The following is a 21,015-nucleotide window of genomic DNA, read 5'->3' as shown; positions in this document are numbered from 1 at the left end:
TGACCAATTCCCAATGACCAATTGAATTAATCGGATAAACGCACTCCTCCTTCTACAGTTCGCGCGTCCCCGGAAAAAGGTTGGGGAGTCCCATTCCAGTTGAAGTCGCTAATTCTAAAAGTCAGGCTGCCGACTTGACGCTCAGGGTTAAAACGCAAAATAATTGCGTAGCTGCGGCGGCTGTATTCTAAGGTGTAATTCGTACTGATTGTTTCCGCACTTTCTAAATTAATAGCACTTTGAAATCCAACTCGAAAGCCTCCGTAAACTTGCTGGACAAGTCCAAAAGACAGGACTCTCAAATCTACTAAGCGATCGAATAAAAACGGCGAGATACCGTCGCGCCCCACCTGGGTATAAGTCACGTTAAACCCAGTGTAATCGAGGAAAGGGCGGGAGAAATGACCGAACTGCCCTTGAATGCCGACGCTGCCGGCGAGGGAATTTTGTCGATCGCCACTGCTGTAATAAGTACCAACTCCCCGGAGTCCCAAGGCCAGTTGCAAGAAAGGAACCACCGGCGACCGCGTATACCTCAAACCCTGGGTGGGAGTGCGGGGCAGCGGTTCGCCCTCCCACAAGCTGAAGCTGCGGCTCAAGGCAAAGCTGAGTTGGGAACGGCCCAGATCGATGCGGTTGTTTTCCCGCACTGGTTCGAGCAAGTCTGGTCGATCGGTGTCAGCATTGATAAATTGATAACCAGCTTGGTAGCTGAGATTGAGGCCGGTGCGTCCGAGTGGGATGACTGGGGAAGTGAGGACGGCCCCCAGGCTACTCTGGACGGTTTGATAGCCCAGAGAACCGTTAAACAGCCGATCGCGATAACTGTATTCTGCGGCCAGAGTGTGAGTGCCGATCGACTGTCGCAGGCGCAAATTGCCCCGAAAGCTGTTTTCCGGCAAATTCGGGAAATTTTCAAAACTCAGAAAGATTGCCGATCCGTCCAGGCTGGTGCGCGGGCCCAGACTAGCGCCCAACCTCGCTTTCAGCCCGTAGCTATCGGGAAAAAACGGATTGCCACCGTGCTTTTCCACAACCCGCTGCAGGTAAATTTGGGGTGTCAGAGTCAGCCGCACCGGCCCATTTTGCAACACCTCAAAACCGCACTCGGCATACAAACCGCCGCGCTCGCCTCCGTCGTAGCCAAAGGTCAAACACGGGCCGTTTTGCTGCCTGCTGTCAAACACTTGCCTGCGGGGATACACGGGTATTTTCACCCGGTTGTCGAACACCAAGCGGGGTTTAGTTGTGACCAATTCCTCAGCCGTGGGCGAAATCCTTCTAATCGTCGCCCTCCGGGCCCTGTATTCAAATTCCGGGGGGGAAAACGGGTCGTTAGTAAGCCGAATGTTGGTTGCTACCCTCGCGCCGTCTGGCAGCAGTTCGATGCGTTCTGCTTCAAAGCGGATGCGGTTGACCGCGCCGACCACTTGGGGGGCTGCTAGCTGTCCGCCGCCGCCGATAGTCACTGTAGCTGCGCCGGGGGATCTGACTCGGCGCAGGGGCTGCTGGCTGGTAATTCGATCGCTCAGCGGCTGTTCGAGAATCGTCCCAGCACTAATATCTGTAGGCAGTGTTGGAGTCAATTCGCTACCTGCTGCGGGCAGGAATATTTCGCCCCTGGCTTGTTCGACTGCGCCGCTGTTGAGGCCGAGATTGAACTCCATCCGCTGGCCGCGTACTACTTGTTGGCCGCGGGTATAGGCGACATTGCCGGATGCTACCACTTGGCGGGTGACTAAGTTGACGATCGCCCGATCGGCATCAATCACAGTTTGCCGGAACCGCACGACGACATTACCAACCGCCGTGACAATTTGCTGCTTATCGTCGAATTCTTGGCTGTCGGCCTTAACTTCGATAGTATCGGCCGGAGTCACCGGAAAAGGCACCGTCCGCCCAGAAGGGGCGGTGCGGACTCCCGGCGGCGCGGCTGGTTTAGGTTTCGGTGTCGGCGCAGGGGGGGTTCTGGGTGCGGGGGTGGTTGCTGGTGCGGGAATCTCGAACTCCTGTTGCCCGCTGGGTGCTGGTTCTAGCGCGGGTTCGGGAACGGGAATTTCAGCAGGTTGGGGTGAGTTATCTTCTAACTGCCGGCCTTGGGCCTGATACCAACTTTCCTGCTTTCCTACAAGATTTCTCTCCTGTTTTCTCTGGGCCTCTGCGGTTCGTTCCCGATTCCGAATGGCAATGGCATTTTCTACTGAACCCAATTGGTAAGCTGTAAACGAGGAATCTTTCGGAGTTTCTGCTGTTTGGCGTTCTCCCACAGGGGTCTGCCCCTGAAATCCCACCACTGCCTCGCCGCTTTCGACTTCCGCTAGGGGGTCGGCGATTTCTGGAGGCTGGTCGGTGGCTGGGGTAGTGCCGAGGAGTGTGGCTGCGGGTTCTGCTGGGGCTGGTGTGGGTTCTAGCTGAACGATATCTGGGCTTGGTTCCGGTATTTCTGCGGGGTTGCTGCGGGTGTCTCCATCGCCGGCCGCGACAGTGAGGGCGACTTTTTTTTGCTTTGCGATGTAGATGATGGCAGAGGGTTCGGGCGGCGGTACCGGATAGGGCATAGTTACAACAGGTAAGTCATCCGATTTTAGATTTTAGATTTTAGATTTTAGATTTTAGATTTTATAGGGTGCAAATTATTGAATATTTTGCATCTAAAAGGCAACTTTTTAGAGATTAATCTGACATCTGAAATTTGCAGTGGCTTTGGCGCGCCGGAATAGGGCTGATTTGAGAACTTGCTTCCGCCACAAGATAACCTCGCTGCTGGTGCGAGGTCAAGTTTTTTTCGACTAATTTTTGCGGGTTTGCGGGCTTGCTGGGGGGCTGCGGTGGCGTGCCCCTCAGCAAGCGGCCGAGATAACTTGTTTATTCCATGTCTCTGCGGTTGGGGTTCCGCGCTGGGTCATTGGACAAAAATCCAAATATGAACAGGGAAACAAAAAATAAAACAACTACATTAACGACGATTTTGAGGGTTAGCACTGTGGGAGTCTCCAAAGATGGCTTGACAGTCCTCAGCCTGAAGGCGTGAGGATTCTTAATACATTACTGCCTTAATACCCCTATTTCTAGGGTTCCCAGGCTGACCACGTTTGCACCTAAGTGCGTAGTCATATCTCCTCTGTGAATGTTTTGGGCGTAGACTTTCCCCCAGTCCGGGGGTAGGTTTTTAAATCTTGTCTGATGTGGCCATTCTACTATATTCATTTGTTTAAATCAATGTGTTAGATTAGTTAACATTAGAAAAAGCCGTCAAGCGAAGGACGGGGTTTTAAACCAAATTATCCGAGCGGCTAAAGATTAGTCAATTTTCTCTTTGCTTTTGAGGATTTTTGGCAAGTTGATTTTTGCCCAATTCCAGAGTTGCTCGGCGATGTTTTCTAGCCGCAGCATGACTCGATCGAGCCATTCGAGCACTTGTTCTAGGGGGTGCTTAATGTATCCCATCGATTCTGCTTTTGTTTCTAAGTATTCGTCTTCGGGTCGGACGCCTGCGTGCTGATTTTTTGGTTCGGCTGTGGCGGGGGTTGCGGGGGTTGCAGGGGTGTATCTGCGGGTTTGCGCGGTGATTGCTGCTGGGGATTGGTTGTTTTGTCGGCTGTTCGGGTTTGTGTTTTTTGGCACTTGGGTTTCCGGCGCGCGCCCTGGGGTTGATTCTGCTGCGAGTGCAGAGCTATTTTTTTGAGTAACTGCTAAATCAGATAAATCCGATGCTGTTTGGGGTTGACTTTTTGGGCTTTTTGTGAGCAAGCTCTGTTTTAGCTGCCCCAGCAGGCGGTGAAGTGCTTCGGGGTAAGGGGATATTGAGACTGCGGTCGATCGACCTTCTGGCAATTCTCCTACTTCTGCAATTTGCTGCTTGACTTTTGGGCTAGTTTGTGATAGTAGGCTTTGAGCTTTTGCCTCTGGTTCGGAACTGCCGTCGATTAAATGCTGCGGTGGTGCTTCTCCGAATAAGTCTTGCCACTTCAGCCACGGTCGATCGACCTCTGGGCTCTTTTGCGTGTTTTTTTCCTCTTCTAGCTGTTGCAAATAATACTTAATTGAGAGGGATTTTTCCGTATTATCACTGGCGGCTGTTTCTTTGCCTAGGAGGTGGTCTACTGACGACCAAATAATTCCTTCGATGTTTCGCGCGTATTTTTCCAGGATTTCGCGGGCGGAAAAATCTAAATTGGCGGATCTGCCGGATGTATTAATTTTTACTCCGGGGATTTCTGTTGGTGCGGCGGTTGTTTTTAGCGCTGGCGGTAGGGTTAATTCCTCGATGTTGACGGCGGCGCGATCAAGTAATGTAACAAAGGAGAGAGGACTAGGGAGTCGATCGAACTTGCTGTTAAAATTAGTTTCTAGTTTTGGGGTATTGTGGTCGCTCAAAGTCGATGCCGCAATTGACTGCAGTGCAGTTTTTGCTTCGATTTGGGCGCGGGCTTTTTGGACTAGGATGGCATTGCGGTCGATCGATTTTTTAACTGCGAGGATTGATTCTCCAAACTGATTTCTTTTCAGAGCAACCGGACTCGTCTGAAGCCAGGCCATCAATTCCCAAAAACGACGCATCGGCGGTAACTGCGCTTTTTTCGCCGCTGACTCCAAACCAAGATTAAATTTTAATTCTTTTTGGGTAATTTCCCGCCGTTCGGGCCCGCTGTTGGCAATTTCCCAAGTTATGCGACCTTCGAGCATTTCCTGCTGTTCGGGTGTCAAAATATCTAATATCTGATTTTCTTTTCCCACCAATACTAAAGTGCGGGCTGGGATAAAACTGGCAATTCCCTCAACTTTCGCTTGCGGTTTTAATCCAGTTTTAGCAAGCGGGTGTTCTAATACGGAAGTGGTTTGATGCTTTGCGGTTTGTCCGCTAAAATTGATGGCCGGGTGTAAATTGTTAGCAGTATTTCCCTGATTTATTAACAGCGGGAAGCTGGCTAAAGTTTTCGCGGTTTGCGACGAGTTTAGTAAATTTTCGGCGAGGTGCAAAATTGTGGCGATCGAACTTTCGTCGGAAGTTTCGCCCTGATACCAATTTTGTTGCCCATCGGGATTTTCGTCACCGCTAAATTCTTGCAGTTCCGGTAAATCTATTTTTTGACTTGATTCCCGCAACTGTCGGCCCAGCAGTCGGGAACTTTGCACCAGCAAATAAGCTGGATAAAGCAGAATTTGGGTGGCTGTGAGAGTTGCTTCTTTAATTTGACGCCAAGTTCGATCGCAATTGTCAGCGACTTGGCGGGACTGTTTCGATATAAAATTTAATAGTCGGCTTTGGTATGGGCCGTAGTAACCGTTGGACATAAGTTTAATTATTGAATTCAGATTTTTGATTCGCGCCGGAATTGCTGAATATTGCTGTAAAATCAAAGCGAGATCTTAATCGCAGCTTCAAACCCTCTGAAACCTTTATTTCTTCGCGTCCTTTGCGTCGGGGCGGTTCAATCCGATTTTTGATTAATACACAATTCCTATTTTAGCGAAATATGAGCGCTTCTGTGTCACCTGCTAGCAACAATATTTCTGCCACTGTCGAAAAGTTGCGCCGCCTCAGCCAAGTGGAGGTTCAGTCTGGTTGGAGGTACTGCGATTCTGACTCGACTGTCTCTTCGGTAAATATTTGTAACAGCCCTGTTGCTGAACTTAACGGGAAAGGACATATTGCTTGGCCGTCTGGGAAGCAAGTTTTGTATTTGGGCCAGCAATTTGTAATTCCTGACAATTTGCACGGCTATCCTGTGGTTGGTTTGCGGTTGCTGCTGGGCTTGACTTGGTGGGCAGAAGATGCTCAAATTTTTGTGAACGGCGAGTTAGTCGGACAGGGAGATTTATTTGATTTTGCCGATCGAGTTTTGTTGAGTTCGTCGGCTAATCCCGGAGATGAATTTTTAGTAATTTTGCGGTTGGTAAGTCCGGGTCACGATAACGGTGCTTTAGTGCGATCGATTTGTTTGTACGAAGCTGCTGACTCTTCTTGTTTCGATCCGGGTTTTGTGGCTGCCGAATTAGAGATTTTGCAAAATTCGCTAAGTCAAAATTTAGAAAATGTAAATTCCAAATACCTCTCCACCGAAATAATAGCAAATACTCCCAGGTTTGTCAAGGGGGAAATGCTGAAATCTGAGATTGATTTGGCGATGAATTTGATCGATTGGTCGGCGGTGTGCGATCGCGAAAAGTTCGATCGCTCGCTGTCGGTTTTGCGGCACAATTTATTGGGATATCTGCGGGCTTTTTCTGGGGATTTAGATGAGGGAACCGCAGAGGACACAGAGGCCGCAGAGGGAGGAAGAAGAGATGAGGTTGTTGAGGTTGGAGAGAGTGGCAACGCTACATCTATATATATAGGAGAAAGTGGTGAGCTGACATCTTTTTCTGGGGATTTAGATGAGGGAACCGCAGAGGGCGCAGAGGCCGCAGAGGGAGGAAGAAGGGAGGAAGTTTCGGAGGTTGGAGAAAATAGCGATGCTACATCTATATATATAGGAGAAAGTGGTGAGCTGACATCTATATATACAGGTAAAATCTATTTGGTGGGTCACGCTCATTTAGACTTGGCTTGGCTGTGGCCTGTCCCGGAAACTTGGGAAGCGGCACAGCGAACTTTTGAGTCGGTATTGAAATTGCAATCGGAGTTTCCCGATTTGATTTTCTGTCATTCTACTCCGGCGCTTTATGCTTGGATGGAAGAACATCGGCCGGACTTATTTGCTGCGATTAAAAAACAGGTGGCGGCGGGTTGCTGGGAAGTTGTCGGCGGGATGTGGGTAGAACCTGATTTAAACTTGATTTCTGCTGAATCAATGGTGAGGCAAGTTTTTTACGGACAGCTTTATGCAAAAGAAAAATTTGGGGAATTGATGCGGGTAGCTTGGCTACCGGATACTTTCGGTTTTGGGTGGCAATTACCTCAGATTTTGCGGCAAGGCGGAGTTGATTATTTTGTGACGCAAAAGTTGCGTTGGAACGATACAACTGAATTTCCCCACGGTGCATTTTGGTGGGAAGGGTTGGACGGTACTAAAATATTTAGCATGATGTCTTCTCCAATTGGTGAAGCCATAGAATCTGTGAAAATGGCAAGTTATGCTTTTGACTGGCAAGTTAAGACTGGTTTACAAGATGCTCTTTGGTTGCCTGGGGTTGGCGACCACGGCGGTGGCCCGACTCGTGATATGTTGGAGGTGGCGAAACGCTGGAAAATGTCGCCTTTTTTCCCGAAGTTGGAGTTTGCGAAAGCGGTTGATTATTTGTCTTTGATTGAGAGTCAGTTTTTGCCTGAAGTTGCGACAACTAGGCCAGAAAGTGATGTTCCCGAATCCGACAATCAGGAGAATTGGCGGGCGCTAGAATTTTCAAACTTGTCGGAAATTTCGGATGCAAATCCTCCCATCTCACAACTCAAAACTCTTCCCGTTTGGAAAGACGAACTTTATTTAGAATTCCACCGGGGTTGCTACACGACTCGCGCCGACCAAAAACGCCAAAACCGCCGCTGCGAAGAATTGCTCTACCAAGCGGAGTTGCTGTCTTCGCTGGCCACGATTTGTACTGGTGCAGTTTATCCGAAATCCGAGTTAGAATCTGCTTGGAAACAAATTTTGTTTAACCAGTTTCACGATATTTTGCCCGGTTCTGCGATCGCCCAAGTTTACGCGGATGCTAATCTAGCCTTTGCGGAGGTCGATCGCACTTGTCGCGAAATCCTGTCAAAATCTTTGGATGCAATCTCGGCTCAAATTTCTCTCCCCTCGCCTCCTGCGCCGGACGCTCAACCGATTTTGATTTTCAATACTCTCAATTGGTCGCGCTCTGAGGTTGTCGCTGTACCGCTTCCCGATTCCCCTGATTCAGCTTGGCAAATTTACGATTTTTCCCGACGGCGATTGGTGTCGCAGATTGTCAGGGGCGATCGACCGCAATCGCACTCTACACTGTTATTCTGGGCAAATAATCTCCCCGCCGTGGGCTACCAGGTGTTTTGGCTGTGTCGCGAAGACGCTCAAACTGTGGATAATGCGTCCGCGAGTCCAGAAAGCGAAAAAAAGACAGATTTATCGAAACTTACATACGGTATAGCACAAAAAAACACGCCTTGTCAAGAAACGCATTTTGCAGCCGCACAAATGGTGTTAGAAAATGAATTTATTCGGGCAACCGTAGACGGCCAAACTGGCAATTTATCGAGCATTTGGGATAAAGTAAATAACCGAGAATTCCTGAATGCAGCAGGTGGCAATCAACTGCAAGCATTTCAAGACAGCGGTCAATATTGGGATGCTTGGAACATCGATCCAAATTATGAAAAACATCAACTACCAGCGCCGACACTGAAAGAGATTGTTTGGGTAGAGCGGGGGGAATTACGGCAGAGTTTGCGCGTAGTCCGACAAATTGGTAAGTCGGAGTTTTGCCAAGATTATATAGTAGAAATAGGTTCACCCCTGCTAAAAATCAAGACAGTGGCAGATTGGCAAGAAACTCACGTTTTAGTAAAAGCAGCCTTTGGGTTAAATGTAGAAGCAGATTTTGCAACTTGCGAAATTCCCGGCGGTGCGATCGCACGCACAACCAAGCCGCAAACACCCGCCGAAAAAGCCAAATGGGAAGTGCCGATTTTGCGCTGGACTGATATCAGCAATGACGGTTTTGGAGTGAGTTTGCTCAATGATTGCAAATACGGTTGCGACCTTCAACCGAATCGAATTCGGCTGACTTTGCTTCGGGGTTCGACTTGGCCGGATGAACAAGCAGATGTAGGAGTTTCGGAATTTACTTGTGCAGTCTATCCCCATGCTGGAAATTGGCAAGAAGCCGGCACAGTTCGACAGGGCTACGAGTTGAATTTACCGCTGCTAGTAAAGGTGTTGCCACAGTCGGGAGAAAATCGAAACAAGAGTTTACCCGCAGTGGGGAAGTTTTTGGATTTGTCCGCCGAAAATTTAGTGCTGATGGCTTTCAAACAATCGGAAGACGATTCTAATGTGTGGATTTTGCGGTGTTGCGAGTGTCACGGTGAAGAGGCGAAGTTGGAATTAAAGAGCGATTTGGGTTTGGCGATTAGTCACCCCGTCGATTTATTAGAACAACCGATAAATTTGCCCCAGAAGTCAGACGATGGGAGAAGTTTCAGAATATCACCGTGGAAAATAGCGAGTTTTGCAGTCAATTTATCATTACCAATTCAGATATAGCGGTTCTCAAAAAAGTGAGGTATGCCATTAGCCCTATGCCCTATGCCCTATGCCCATTAGTACCTCATCTTTCTGAGAAAGGCTATAGTACCCCATCGCAAATTTATCCAACCTGTTGAGACTTGGCGAACTTAGTGCTAACAAAATTTGCCAACCTACGCCAATTAGCTCTCACAACTTTCTTCTGCTCTAAAATATGCAAAATCACGAACGCTAAAAATGTGTACGCCAGCCAAAAATGCACACTCCTTCCCAGCTCAACCATTGCGGAATTCTGCGGAAACACATCCGGCAAAACAATGCCGAAAAAATTCACATTGTTACTTTTGAAAGAGTTAGAAAAAAAGAAACCACTAACCGGAACTAGCCACATAAAAACGTACAAAGTCGCGTGCAGAGCCAAATTTTTGTACCATTCCTTGGTAAACTTTGGCAGGCGTTTCGTATATTTTTTCCACCATACCCGGAGGAGAGTTAAAATCCGCCAAGTCAGCAAAGCCATTGTCAGCACGGCTACGGATTTGTGAAAATCGTACAGGGGGCCTCGAATAAACAATTCTCTCGGCAATTGAGCCATAAACGTACCGGTAATAAACAGCACTAAATAGCAAGCTGACATTACCCAGTGTAAGGACATCAGTTGTTTGAACGCAGAATTAAGTCTGGGTTTCGCAGCGGGTTGGATACTCACTCTTTCTTACCTCCTTAGCGTTTGCTGCACAAGATTAAGTATAAACTATAGGACTAAAGCTCGTGGCCGATTGTGCATTATAAGATTTACTTAACTTAAGTATTATAAATATTTATTAAACAGTCTAATTAATTAGATTCACGATCGTCATTCCCAGCAAAAAAACGATCGTACTGGGGTCGATCGACTCCCAAGCAGTTTTCAGGTCGAGTATCCCCAAAACCACCGCACTCATCTGACCCGATAATTGCAACCGCCGCCCGGTTCATCCGCCGCCCCGGCAAATATCCCAAACCGAATCCGAAGTAGGTCAGTCCCAATACTAGGTATTTGAGTGTTATCGTATATACTTAAAATCAGTGATTGCCGGTTTTTTTTATTGTCTAGGATGCTAAAAGTACAGACTGGGTAATTGCAGCTAAACCTGCTGGCATTGCAACTAGCGGGAAATATCGTCGGCCGACCGTGTACCAGCTACAAACAAACACAGTGGTTGCATTGGGAAGCGAAAATCAGGGTGCTGGACAAGTGGTAATTTTGTTACAAGTTGTAACTTTTTTCAAACAACAGGTTTAATTTAGTTTCACAAAAAAGTTAAATTCCAGAAAGTAAAATTAATTACAGTCGAGTTAAGCTAAAAGTGTTTGCTAAAAAAAGTCATTCAAGCAGCCCCGAAACCAACTATTCTCACTTGCTCGACACGGACGGCGAGTTAGCGGCAGCAAAACATTCGTGCAGCCAACAAGTCGAACAAGATTGGTATGGAACTCTCTACGAGAATTTTCCAGGCATTTACTTCGTTCTAGACGCTTTGGGAAGAGTTTTTTCGCTCAATCAATTCGGCGCGTCTCGCCTTGCCTACAAATCGCAGGAATTAATTTGTCATTCAATCTTTAACATATTTTATTGCCAAGAGCAAGGCAAAATGCAGGCAGAATTTGCCGGATTGGCCCAGCCGGAAAACGGTACGCCAACTCCAAAAATTGCCTGTTGGGAAGGCTGCTTGACTTGCAAAGACGGCAGGATTATTAGGGTAAAAGCAACCGCGCGCGCCATGCCGGCGGTAGATTGGAAAATAGAGGAAAATACTAACGGTCGTTCAATTGCCAATTTCCAACGGCCGGCTGTACTGTTAGTTTGCGAAGAAATTAAGCCGGCTTCGCAGTCACCCACCTCGCCCAACCAGATAGCAAATTGGCGCAGTCCAACTTTAGCGATCGCAAAATTAGCCAAAAGTCAACTTAAACAACGCAACAATATAGAAGACTTCATCCGCGAAGTAACAGAAACCGCTGTCAGTATTGTCAACTGCGATCGAGCCAGTATTTGGCTGTATGGCGAAGACAAAACGCAGCTTCACTGCATCGACCTTTACGAACAAAATACTAAACTGCATTCCGTACAAATAATCATCACAGCATCCGACTGTCCGGCCTATTTTCAAGCTTTAAAATCGGCAAGTGCGATCGCAACAGTGGCCGCAGAAAATGACCCCAGAACGCGAGAACTTGTCGGTCTTTATTTGCTCGATCGGGGCACGACTTCCCTGTTAAACGTACCGATTGTGCTAGCAGGTAAAAGGTTGGGAATAGTCAGCGTTGAACGCCAGGGTGGCGACGGTGATTGGACGGAAGAAGAACACGAATTTACCCAAATATTAGCAGATTTTGTATCCTCAAGTTTGTCATCTAGCGAAAAGTTAAAATTAGAAGCACTGCGACACGAACAGCAGCAAAACTTGCTGACCCAATACTACGATCAACTAGAAGAAAGAGTAGCAAGACGCACTGCTGAACTCAAAAAAGCTAACCAAAAACTGCAAAAAGAAATAATAAAAAGAAAACAAGCAGAAGCCGAACTACGCCTGCAGCAACAAGAACAGCAAATTATTTTTGATTCCGTGCCGGCGATGATTTGGCTCAAAGATACCGAAAGTCGCCTGCTGCGAATTAATCAAGCTGCCGCTGCATCGAGAGGTTTGCCCGCAGCTCAATTAGAAGGTAAATCTTTTTATGAAATCTATCCAGACGAAGCAGAGCAATATTATTTAGAAGATTTGGAAGTAATCAATTCCGGCGTTCCCAAGCAGGGGCAAGTCGAACTGCTACCAACAGTTTTGGGTCAAAAATGCTGGGTGCGGACGGATAAAATACCTTACCGCGATGAAACAGGTAAAGTTGCGGGCGTAATCGTGTTTGCAGTAGATATTACTGATTTAATTAGAGTCGAGAAAGAACTGCGAGAATATCGCGATCGCCTCGCACAAAAAGTAGAAAAACGTACTGCTATGTACAGGCAAGCCATGACCGCTTTGTACTCGGCAAATACGCAATTGCAACAGTTAATTAACAACCGCTATTCCTCTGGCGAAAATGGCAGCAGCCACTCAGCCGATCGCTTGCTCGAATGCGAAGCTTATTTTGAAGCAGTTGCCGTGGCTGACCGCGACACAATTTTGAGCGTCAGCAGCACTTTTGCGGAACTTTTCGGTTACGAACCTGCGGAAATGGTGGGAATGAGCTTGCTGGAACTACTGTCGCCGAAATCATACAAACAGGCGTCGCAAATGATTTCTGCAGCCAGCAATACAGTCTGTGAAACTATTTTTCTCAAGCGAGATGGAACTGCTTTTCCTGCTGACGTTCGCAGCAAATTCGTATTTTGGGAAGGTCGTTTAGTACAGGTGAAAGCAGTCCGAGACCTCACGGAACGCAAATTGCTCGCAGCAGAATTAGAGCGATCGCGCTCTCTGCTGCACGCTACCTTAGAAGCAACTGCAGACGGCATTCTAGCCGTTACTACCACCGGAGAAATGATTAGTTATAACGAAAAGTTAGTTCAAATGTGGGGAATTTATGAAGAAGTTAGAAACTCAATGGATAGAACGGTGCGGCTGGCATTCCTCACTAAGCAAGTTAAAGATCCGAGGGCTTTTTTGCAGAGAGTTAAAGAATTTTATAGCGATGCGGAGTCGGAAGGTTGCGATATTCTAGAATTTAAAGACGGCCGCACTTTTGAGCGCTACACGCAGCCGATTCGAGTCGGACAAAATATTATTGGCAGGGTGTGGCGCTTCCGCGATATTACCTCTCGCGAAAAGGTGACGGCAATGTTGGGAGATTCTCAAAGGCGCTTTCGGGCAATTTTTGATTCTTCTTTCCAATTTGTGAGCTTATTGAAACCGGACGGCACTCTGCTGGAAGCTAACCAAACTTCTCTGGATTTTGCGGGAATTAAGCTACGGGATGTTGCCAATAAACCGTTTTGGCGGTTGCCTTGGTGGGGAGATTCTGAGGAAGTTCAGGAACAGTTGCAAGAGGCGATTTCTCGATCGGCAAAAGGCGAATTTGTCCGCTATGAAGTGGAAGTTCAAGGTGTAAATCGGACGGCAACTGTTGATTTTTCTCTCAAACCGGTCGCCGATGAAACTGGCAAAATAGTCTTGTTACTGCCGGAAGGCCGGGACATTACTCAAAGTAAGCAAGCCCAAGTCGCGCTGCGGCAACAAATAGAACGGGAACGCCTGATCGCACAGATTCAATCGCGCATCCGTTCTTCTCTGGATCTCCAAGATATTCTCAACACTACAGTAGCGGAAGTGCGGGAGTTTTTGGTAACCGATCGCGTGCTGGTTTTCCGCTTCCGACCCGACTGGAACGGAGATGTGGTGGTGGAGTCGGTTGCAGAAGGATGGATGCCACTGAAGGGGATGGCAATTGACGATTGCTGTTTTGCCAATACTTACATCGGACAGTATTTAAAGGGTCGCATTCGCGCCGTAGAGAATATTCATGCTTCTAGTTTGACCGAGTGCCACATTAATTTTTTGGAGGCGTGTCAGGTGAAGGCAAATTTAGTGGTGCCGATTGTCCAAAAGGGAATAGAACCGAGGGAAGGCAACAGTTCTTGTCAAGTGCCGAAGTTGTGGGGTTTGCTGATTGCCCACCACTGTTCGGCACCCCGCCAGTGGCAGCAGTTTGACGTGGATTTGCTGAGTCAGTTGGGTACTCAAGTTGCGATCGCGATCGAACAATCTTTACTTTACCAGCAGCTAGCAGCGGCTAACCAGCGGTTGGACGGGTTGGCGAATTTGGACAGTCTGACTCAACTAGCTAACCGCCGCCGTTTTGACGAGGTGATCAATCGAGAATGGGAGCAGTCGAGCTCTTTGGAACCGCTATCTTTGATTATGTGCGACATTGACTGTTTTAAACTTTACAACGACAATTACGGCCACCAAGCCGGGGATGCTTGTTTGCAGCAAGTGGCGCGGGCGATCGGAGATGCTTGCACGAACGCACCCGCAGAACGCCTCTATTTGGCTGCTAGGTACGGCGGCGAGGAATTTGGGGTAATTTTGCCAAATACGGATATCGTGGCTGCACAGGCGATTGCGGAGGGAATCCGCAGCCGCGTCAAAGCTTTGGCAATTCCCCACATCAAGTCTGTTGTCAGTGATTCTGTGACTCTCAGCTTGGGAGTTGCGACGATTTCTGAAGGTCAAAATTCCCCGAAAATGTTGATTGAAGCTGCAGATAAGGCACTGTATCGGGCTAAGTCTGGCGGGCGCGATCGAGTGGCTATTAGTGAGTAATTATTAGTTGTTATTGGTTATTGGTTATTTGTTATTGTTTGTTACCTGCTACTAAGGAAGTGGTTCCCTAAACTAAATACACAATGAATAAATATCGATAGCGAACTACCGAGCTTTATTCATGAAAAATTTTAAGCACAAATTTGATAGTATTATCGAAAGCTCCACATATAGCGGTTCTTGGTCAGGTGAGGTACATCCTTGAAGCTAAAAAGCTTGACATGACAATCAAGGAATTAAGGATACCTCACTAGGGTCAATACTAGGGTCAATACTTAAGACAGTTTTTGATTCCCAACCTTAGAATAAGGGTTTCAAGGCTCCAAAGCAATCGAGCTACCAACGGAAAATGGAGGGTGTCAGACTACGAACTAAAAACTGTCCAGGCTATTGTAGGAGAAGAGTTCGGCCAAGGACGACGATACATAAACCTACCACCACAAGCCACACACCAACTATTGTACCAGGCAAGCTATCTCTTTGAAGGTGGATTTCAAATAATTGTGTTTTTACCAAACCGCCACCCAGCAAAATTACCCCAAGAATTATAAGTATTAGTCCAATAGTTGCGGGGGAAGAAAAATCCATACGATTACATCCTAGATGTTCCTTTTGTCTAAACTAAAGGTTTTGACAAGAGGGATAGCAAAAAGCGTTCAATTTAATAGTAATCTACTTTTGGCAAAAAGTCATTAGGGATGTAGCACGAAATCATCCTGCTGGTAAGGAGGTGAGTGTGCCAGTGGCGCTGTAGGGTGATGTCGAGGATTAGCAAAATTTGTACCAGTTCCAGAAGTCTTGCTCGTCAACTCGATCGAATGCGATCGCCCACAGCCATCTCCAATGCTTGATAAGCGATCGCACCCTGAGAACACAGAGAGAGTTGACGGTTGACTGTTGACGGTTGACTGTTGACGGTTGACGGTGCAGACTAATGTTATTGGTTATTGGTTATTAGCAGCCCCAAGCGAGTAACAAATAACCAATAACTGATAACCGTCAACCGTCAACCGTCAACTGACAAAAGTTTTTGAAACACCTCATACATTTCCATTGCCAACTTTTTAGGATTCCACAAAGGTGCGAGATTTTCGGGCTGCTTAGATTTTACTAAATGCTCTTTCACCGCATTTCTGAAACCCGCATCACGGCCAAACTTAACTCCCCACTGCGTGTATTCTTCCCAACTCCACGCCGCACCTACATCAATATTTGCACTTTTCAGAAAAGCGTAACCCATGCGCGAAAGATATTGGTCGCCCGATCGAGTTACCACTGGCAAATTCGCCCACAAAGCCTCTAAATTATGAGTCCCGCCGTTGTAAGGATAGGAATCTAAAAGCACGTCGGCTACATAATAAATAGCCCGATGTTCTTCCTCACTTCTGGTTTGCCCTATAAACTTAATCCGAGCAAAATCTACTCCCTGAATGTCGCATTCTTCGCGGTAAGTGCTGTGAATAATATCGGGATCGCCTTGACCTTTGCGGATTAACACACTATCTGGTACTTCCTTCAGAATTGTAACTTGAGCTCGTACCATTTCTGGATTGGTTTTTCTCCCAGGCGCAACGCACAGATAAGTCATTTGATCTAAGCCAATTCCGAGAGCGTTTCTAATCGCCTCTCGATTCACAGGAATGCTTTGCAGTGCGCCAATTGCTACCGAACCTGCAGGCAATCTTACTAACTTTTCTAAGTAATTTTTTTCAACACCAGGGGGGTGAGTGTGTTCGTCGCACAGAAAGTAGTGATTATCTGAAATGTAGGGTGCGTCAAATCCTAGCCAAGAAACGCAAATTCCCGCAGGATATTGATACAACACTTCGACATTTGTTGGCACTGTCATCGAGTCTAAGTCTATCAAAACATCCAAGTTGTCTTGCGCTACTTCGGCGAAGATTTCACCGCCATCAGCAAAGCCGTTTGGATATTTTTTAGGCCAGTAAAACTTGCCCGCCATGTCTTCAAACCGCTGCGTAACCTCATCTCGGTGGAGTTTCCCGGTGACGTAAAGGTGAACGTGGGGGGTGATGTGGCTTAATTCGCGAATTAAAGCTTCGCTGCACCAGCCTACTGAGTGGCGACGGAAGTGTTTGGAAAGGAAGCCGATTTTTAAAGGACGCTGTTCTTTTGTTTGGTAATTTGCTAGGTTGCTTCTGTTAATGTTCTGGCGCTTAGGGACGGCTTTTTGGTAGTATTCTTTGGCAATGAGTCGGTAGAAACTGGCATTTTTTTCGCGGTTGTCTCGCAGGTGAGAAACTGCAAACAAGAAGATTTCGTAGAGCAGTTTTAGTTCGATTACGCTAAAGGTTTCGACCTTTTCGTAACATAGTTTTTCGATTTCTTCGAGTTTCTGAATTGCCTGTTTGCTGACACCTGATTGCAGGTAGGAAAAGACGTAGGCTGTAGCTGACATGACTGGGGCATTTTCGCCGCAGTTTTCGCAGTATTTGTCGGCTACGCTGCGGGCTCCGGCGAGGTTGGTGGAATGGCTTAGCAAGTCGCACAGTTGTTGGTAGGCTTCGCTAAATTTGGGGTTGCATTCGATCGCCTTTTCAAAATTGGCGATCGCCTCCAACGGCTTATCTTGTTTTTGAATGTGTCCCATCCGGCAGTAAACCTCTGCCCAATTCGGTTTTAATGCCAAAGCTTGCTGATAGCTGGCTAAAGCTTCTTCCAACCGCCCCAGCATGGAAAAAGAATTGCCGAGGTTAGCGTGAGCTTCCGGCCATTCTGGCTTAATTTTGAGAGTGTTTTGATAATTAGTAATCGCTTCGTCGTACTTGTTTTGCTGTAAAAAAGAATTGGCTATATTGAAGTGCAAAACTTCTAAATGTGGCTTTAAAGCTACAGCTTTCTGATAGTAAGCGATGGCGGCGTCGAGATTGCCTTGTTGCGATCGCGCGCTGCCGATGTTACCGTAAGCTTCTGCCCAATCCGGTTTAATGGCGATCGCTTTTTCGTAGCATTCGATGGCTTCGTCGCGCTTTCCTTGGCCCAAAAGTCGATTACCTAAGTTAAAGTGGAAGTCTGCACCGACTAGCTGCGGGTTGAGTTCGGATGTTCTTTTAAAACAGGCGATCGCTGCTTCGATGTTGCCGTTTTGGTGATATACTTTCCCTAAATTCCAGTGAGCACCCGCTAAATCGGGACTCAGGGCGATGGCTTGCTGGTAATGGGCGATCGCTTCTTCCAAACGCCCCATTTTGAAATACATACTGCCGATATTAGCCCGCACTTCCGCAAAATTGGGCTGCAATACTAGGGCTTGAGAATACGATCGAATTGCAGCTTCAGTTTTGCCTCCTGCTTGCAAGGCATTGCCTAAAGTGACGTAAGCGTAGATGAAATCCGGTCGAATTTTTAGCGCTTGCTGACAAGCTGCGATCGCCTCTTTAATTTTACCTTGAACTAAAAAGTTTTCTGCGAGTTTATTGTACGGTTCTACTTCTTGAAAATTGGCAACTTGTCCGCTATCTGGAACATTGATCGAGGTAACTTGTTCGGAAACTTCGGCGGGATTTGTAAAGGGAGTATTTAAAGTCTCAGTGGTTGGCGCTGGCGGCAAATTGATACTCGAAGGCTGCAAGCCGTAGCCTTCATCTTTGTTGACAGCTACTGGTTGCGATTCCCCTGATTCTGTTTCTAATTCGATAAAGTTGCTGTCAGTAGTAGCCCGCTCTTTTTGTGCGATTAAACTCGCTAATTTCTCAGCAGCGCTGGCATCTCCCGGTTGCAGTTGCAGCACTTTTTGATAGCAAGTAATTGCTGCATCTAACTTTTCTTGCTGCTGCAAAACGCTGCCCAGCATCATATTTACCGAAGACAATTGAGGATTAATTACCAGAGCTTTTTGGTAATAATTTGCCGCCTGTTCCAATTGCCCTAACTTGTAATACATACTGCCGAGATTCGCGCTAGCTTCGGCAAATTCCGGCTGAATTTTTAAAGCTTGCAAGTAAGCTTGAATGGCCATTTCCAGTTTGTTTTGACTGTGCAGGGCATTGCCCATTGTCAAGTAAGCAGGAGCAAAAGTGGGTTGAAATTGAAGAGCGACATTACAAGAGGCGATCGCCTTTTCAAATTCTCCTTGCAAAACATAAACTTCCGCCAACTTTTTATGAACTTCTGCATCTTCGGGATTGAACTCTAAAGCTTTCTGATAATTCTCGATGGCGCCACCGAGATCGCCCCGATCTTTCCGCCAATTTCCCTTTTGAAAATAATCTCTCACTGCCTCTAAACCTACTAAAGAATTCCCGATCATTTGCTCTGCCACTCTTACAGGTTTTACACTAATACTATTCAGCCATTCTACCCACTTTCGGGAACGCACAGACCAAGTACACCCTTGATTTATATATTCTACCTGCTGTCTTAAATGATTTTCAGCAGTGGCGCTGCCCGCACCCGTGCCCTCATTTAAAACTCCGACTATCGCCTCTAAAAACCGCCTTGTATATCCCTCCCAATCTGCGTTGCCCGCCCGCTTCCAATTAGTTATCGATGCAAAATTTTCCACCCCTGACATGGAAACTAGACGGGCAAATCCAGCAGTTGTTTCCGGCAAAGCTGCCAATTCACTCGTCACAATCCGGCAACCGCAGGCCATCGCCTCCATCACGGCAATAGATGAGGTTTCCAAATAGGTATTCGGGTAAGCTAAAACCGCGACTGAACGCAGTTGCCGGACGAGTTCGGGTTGCGGTACGGAACCGACGTACTCCACGCCTTCTGTTTCCTGACACTGGCGGTAAAGTTGACCGAAAAAAAGTTTGTTATCATTGTCGTCTATTTGGTGTACTTTCATGCTTGAAAATACTTTTAATCTGGTTCCGGGGACAGCTTGACGAATTTCGGGAAAGACTTTTAACAAAATATCAAGTCCGCGAAATGGAGTGCTGGTGTAAGCTAGAATGGGCGGTCGAGATTTATGAGAGAGGATAGAAATATTATCGTCGAAAATGTTAGCAAAACAAGGTGCGATCGCATTTCTTAAAACACAACTGCGATTAGAGTCAATCCCAAAGCGCCGGTGAAATTGCTCGCGCTGCCAGTCGCTGACAAATACAAAGGCATCGCAAGCATTGATTTCTCGCTGATTATTGAAATCTTGGAGGAATACAAAGCCCGGTTCGTTATGAATCCACAAAATTAATTGAGTGCGATGCCCCAAAAGCGGCTTGATTTCCAGCGCTTTGCCAACTATATTGACTATAACTAAAAAATCGAGCGATCGCAGCAATTCTAAATTAGATTTGTCCCCCACCCTGCGCCTGCAATCAACGCCGCGCCACATCCCCGACTCGGAAGTATTGTTGAGCAAAAATACCTCATTTCCCTGTGCTGCCAACGCCTCAGCTAAGTAACAAATAGCCGACTGAGTGCCGCCCAAAGGTTCGCGGTAAGGAGTTTCAATATTGTAATCCCAAGTGTAGGTATCGAGAAATCCGATTTTCATTGTGGCAATTATTCACCGATTTGTAAACTAGATTTTTTTTATTTAACCGCAGAGGACGCAGAGGGCGCAGAGAAAAAAGAGAGAAGTTCCCACTTGAAATAATTTGCGAGTTCCCTCTCTTCTTTTTCTTCCTCTCTGCGTTCTCTGCGCTCTCTGCGGTTAAATAAATCCATAATAAATGGTATAATCTTAAAACTATTAAGGAGTACCGAACATGACCACAGAACAAGATCCCGTAAAATTGATGAAACAGCAAGTCGGCTTTGCTGCAGCCGATCGCGTAAAATCTGGTATGATTGTCGGACTCGGCACGGGGTCAACTACAGCTTATACTATTCAAGCATTGGGCGATCGCATAAAATCCGGTGAACTCAAAGATATCAAAGGAGTGCCGACATCTTTTCAATCAGAAGTGTTAGCCAAACAGTACGGAGTACCGCTGACAACACTAGATGAAATTGACAGAATTGATGTGGCTATTGACGGCGCTGACGAAGTAGATCCCCACCTCAACTTAATTAAAGGTGGTGGCGCAGCCCACACCCGCGAAAAAGTAGTCGATTACCTCGCAACTCAGTTTATTGTAGTAGTTGACAGTTCCAAAATCGTAGATAAATTGGGTTCGACTTTTCGCGTCCCCATCGAAGTTATACCGATGGCATTAACACCAGTGATGCGCGCCATTGAAAAATTGGGCGGCAAACCAGAACTCCGCATGGGCGTGAAAAAAGCAGGCCCCGTAATTACCGATCAAGGTAATATGGTAATTGATGTCAAATTTGATGACATTGCCAACCCCGGAGAAATGGAAAAAAGCTTAAATAACATTCCCGGTGTGTTAGAAAATGGTTTGTTTGTAGACTGTACAGATTTGGTTTTAGTCGGCGAAATCCAAGACGGAAAACCCGTAGTACGCGAAATTTCTAAATAGTCAAAACTTGCCCACTGCTGGTCAGAAACTCTTTGTGGAACAGGCATCTTGCCTGTTCAGGAGAATGCTGCAAAAACTCTTTGTGGAACAGGCATCTTGCCTGTTCAGGAGAATGCTGCAAAAACTCTTTGTGGAACAGGCATCTTGCCT

Annotated in this window: 9 protein-coding genes; 3 read left to right on the top strand and 6 right to left on the bottom strand. The window is 46.8% G+C overall.

Going from position 1 to position 21,015, the window contains the following annotated elements; translation table 11 throughout:
* Positions 1–26: 26 nt before the first annotated feature.
* The 3 genes from QT992_RS10000 to QT992_RS09990 form a co-directional block, all read right to left on the bottom strand.
* Positions 27–2,558, bottom strand: a complete 2,532-nt coding sequence (locus QT992_RS10000) for a DUF3769 domain-containing protein (protein ID WP_333335754.1) — start codon at positions 2,556–2,558, stop codon at positions 27–29.
* Positions 2,559–2,865: 307 nt separating this feature from the next.
* On the bottom strand, positions 2,866–2,982 hold the full coding sequence (locus QT992_RS09995) for a photosystem II reaction center protein I (protein ID WP_039887172.1): 117 nt from the start codon (positions 2,980–2,982) through the stop codon (positions 2,866–2,868).
* Positions 2,983–3,300: 318 nt separating this feature from the next.
* A complete protein-coding gene (locus tag QT992_RS09990; protein WP_333335756.1) occupies positions 3,301–5,295 on the bottom strand; it encodes a hypothetical protein in 1,995 nt (664 codons plus the stop codon).
* Positions 5,296–5,477: 182 nt separating this feature from the next.
* On the opposite strand from QT992_RS09990, the gene QT992_RS09985 reads away from it, so the two are divergent.
* Complete coding sequence (locus tag QT992_RS09985) at positions 5,478–9,185, top strand: alpha-mannosidase (RefSeq protein ID WP_333335759.1); 3,708 nt, start codon at positions 5,478–5,480, stop codon at positions 9,183–9,185.
* A 103-nt stretch (positions 9,186–9,288) separates the two neighbouring features.
* Here QT992_RS09985 and QT992_RS09980 read toward each other — a convergent pair whose 3' ends face one another.
* Both QT992_RS09980 and QT992_RS09975 read right to left on the bottom strand, forming a co-directional pair.
* Positions 9,289–9,876, bottom strand: a complete 588-nt coding sequence (locus QT992_RS09980; RefSeq protein WP_333335762.1) for a cytochrome b — start codon at positions 9,874–9,876, stop codon at positions 9,289–9,291.
* A 128-nt stretch (positions 9,877–10,004) separates the two neighbouring features.
* Positions 10,005–10,196, bottom strand: coding sequence for a hypothetical protein (locus tag QT992_RS09975; protein WP_333376935.1), 192 nt, complete (start codon positions 10,194–10,196; stop codon positions 10,005–10,007).
* A 320-nt stretch (positions 10,197–10,516) separates the two neighbouring features.
* On the opposite strand from QT992_RS09975, the gene QT992_RS09970 reads away from it, so the two are divergent.
* Positions 10,517–14,470 carry a PAS domain S-box protein gene (locus tag QT992_RS09970; protein ID WP_333376933.1) on the top strand — a complete coding sequence of 1,318 codons (3,954 nt, stop codon included), beginning with the start codon at positions 10,517–10,519 and terminating at the stop codon, positions 14,468–14,470.
* Positions 14,471–15,476: 1,006 nt separating this feature from the next.
* Here QT992_RS09970 and QT992_RS09965 read toward each other — a convergent pair.
* Entirely contained in the window at positions 15,477–19,934 is a 4,458-nt protein-coding gene (locus QT992_RS09965) for a tetratricopeptide repeat protein (protein WP_333376931.1), read from the bottom strand.
* Positions 19,935–20,148: 214 nt separating this feature from the next.
* On the opposite strand from QT992_RS09965, the gene rpiA reads away from it, so the two are divergent.
* Positions 20,149–20,865, top strand: a complete 717-nt coding sequence (rpiA, locus tag QT992_RS09960; RefSeq protein WP_333153978.1) for a ribose-5-phosphate isomerase RpiA — start codon at positions 20,149–20,151, stop codon at positions 20,863–20,865.
* Positions 20,866–21,015: the final 150 nt, after the last annotated feature.

This window comes from Microcoleus sp. T3_D1, from assembly GCF_036700405.1.
Lineage (GTDB): Bacteria > Cyanobacteriota > Cyanobacteriia > Cyanobacteriales > Microcoleaceae > Microcoleus.
The sequence above is the reverse complement of the archived record's forward strand: the minus strand, read 5'-3'. Positions and strand labels throughout refer to the sequence as shown.

Excerpts from the sequence above, each read along its gene's own strand:
- QT992_RS10000 (WP_333335754.1), bottom strand. The coding sequence starts at position 2,558 with ATGCCCTATCCGGTACCGCCGCCCGAACCCTCTGCCATCATCTACATC.
- QT992_RS09990 (WP_333335756.1), bottom strand. The coding sequence starts at position 5,295 with ATGTCCAACGGTTACTACGGCCCATACCAAAGCCGACTATTAAATTTT.
- QT992_RS09985 (WP_333335759.1), top strand. The coding sequence starts at position 5,478 with ATGAGCGCTTCTGTGTCACCTGCTAGCAACAATATTTCTGCCACTGTC.
- QT992_RS09965 (WP_333376931.1), bottom strand. The coding sequence starts at position 19,934 with ATGAAAATCGGATTTCTCGATACCTACACTTGGGATTACAATATTGAA.
- rpiA (WP_333153978.1), top strand. The coding sequence starts at position 20,149 with ATGACCACAGAACAAGATCCCGTAAAATTGATGAAACAGCAAGTCGGC.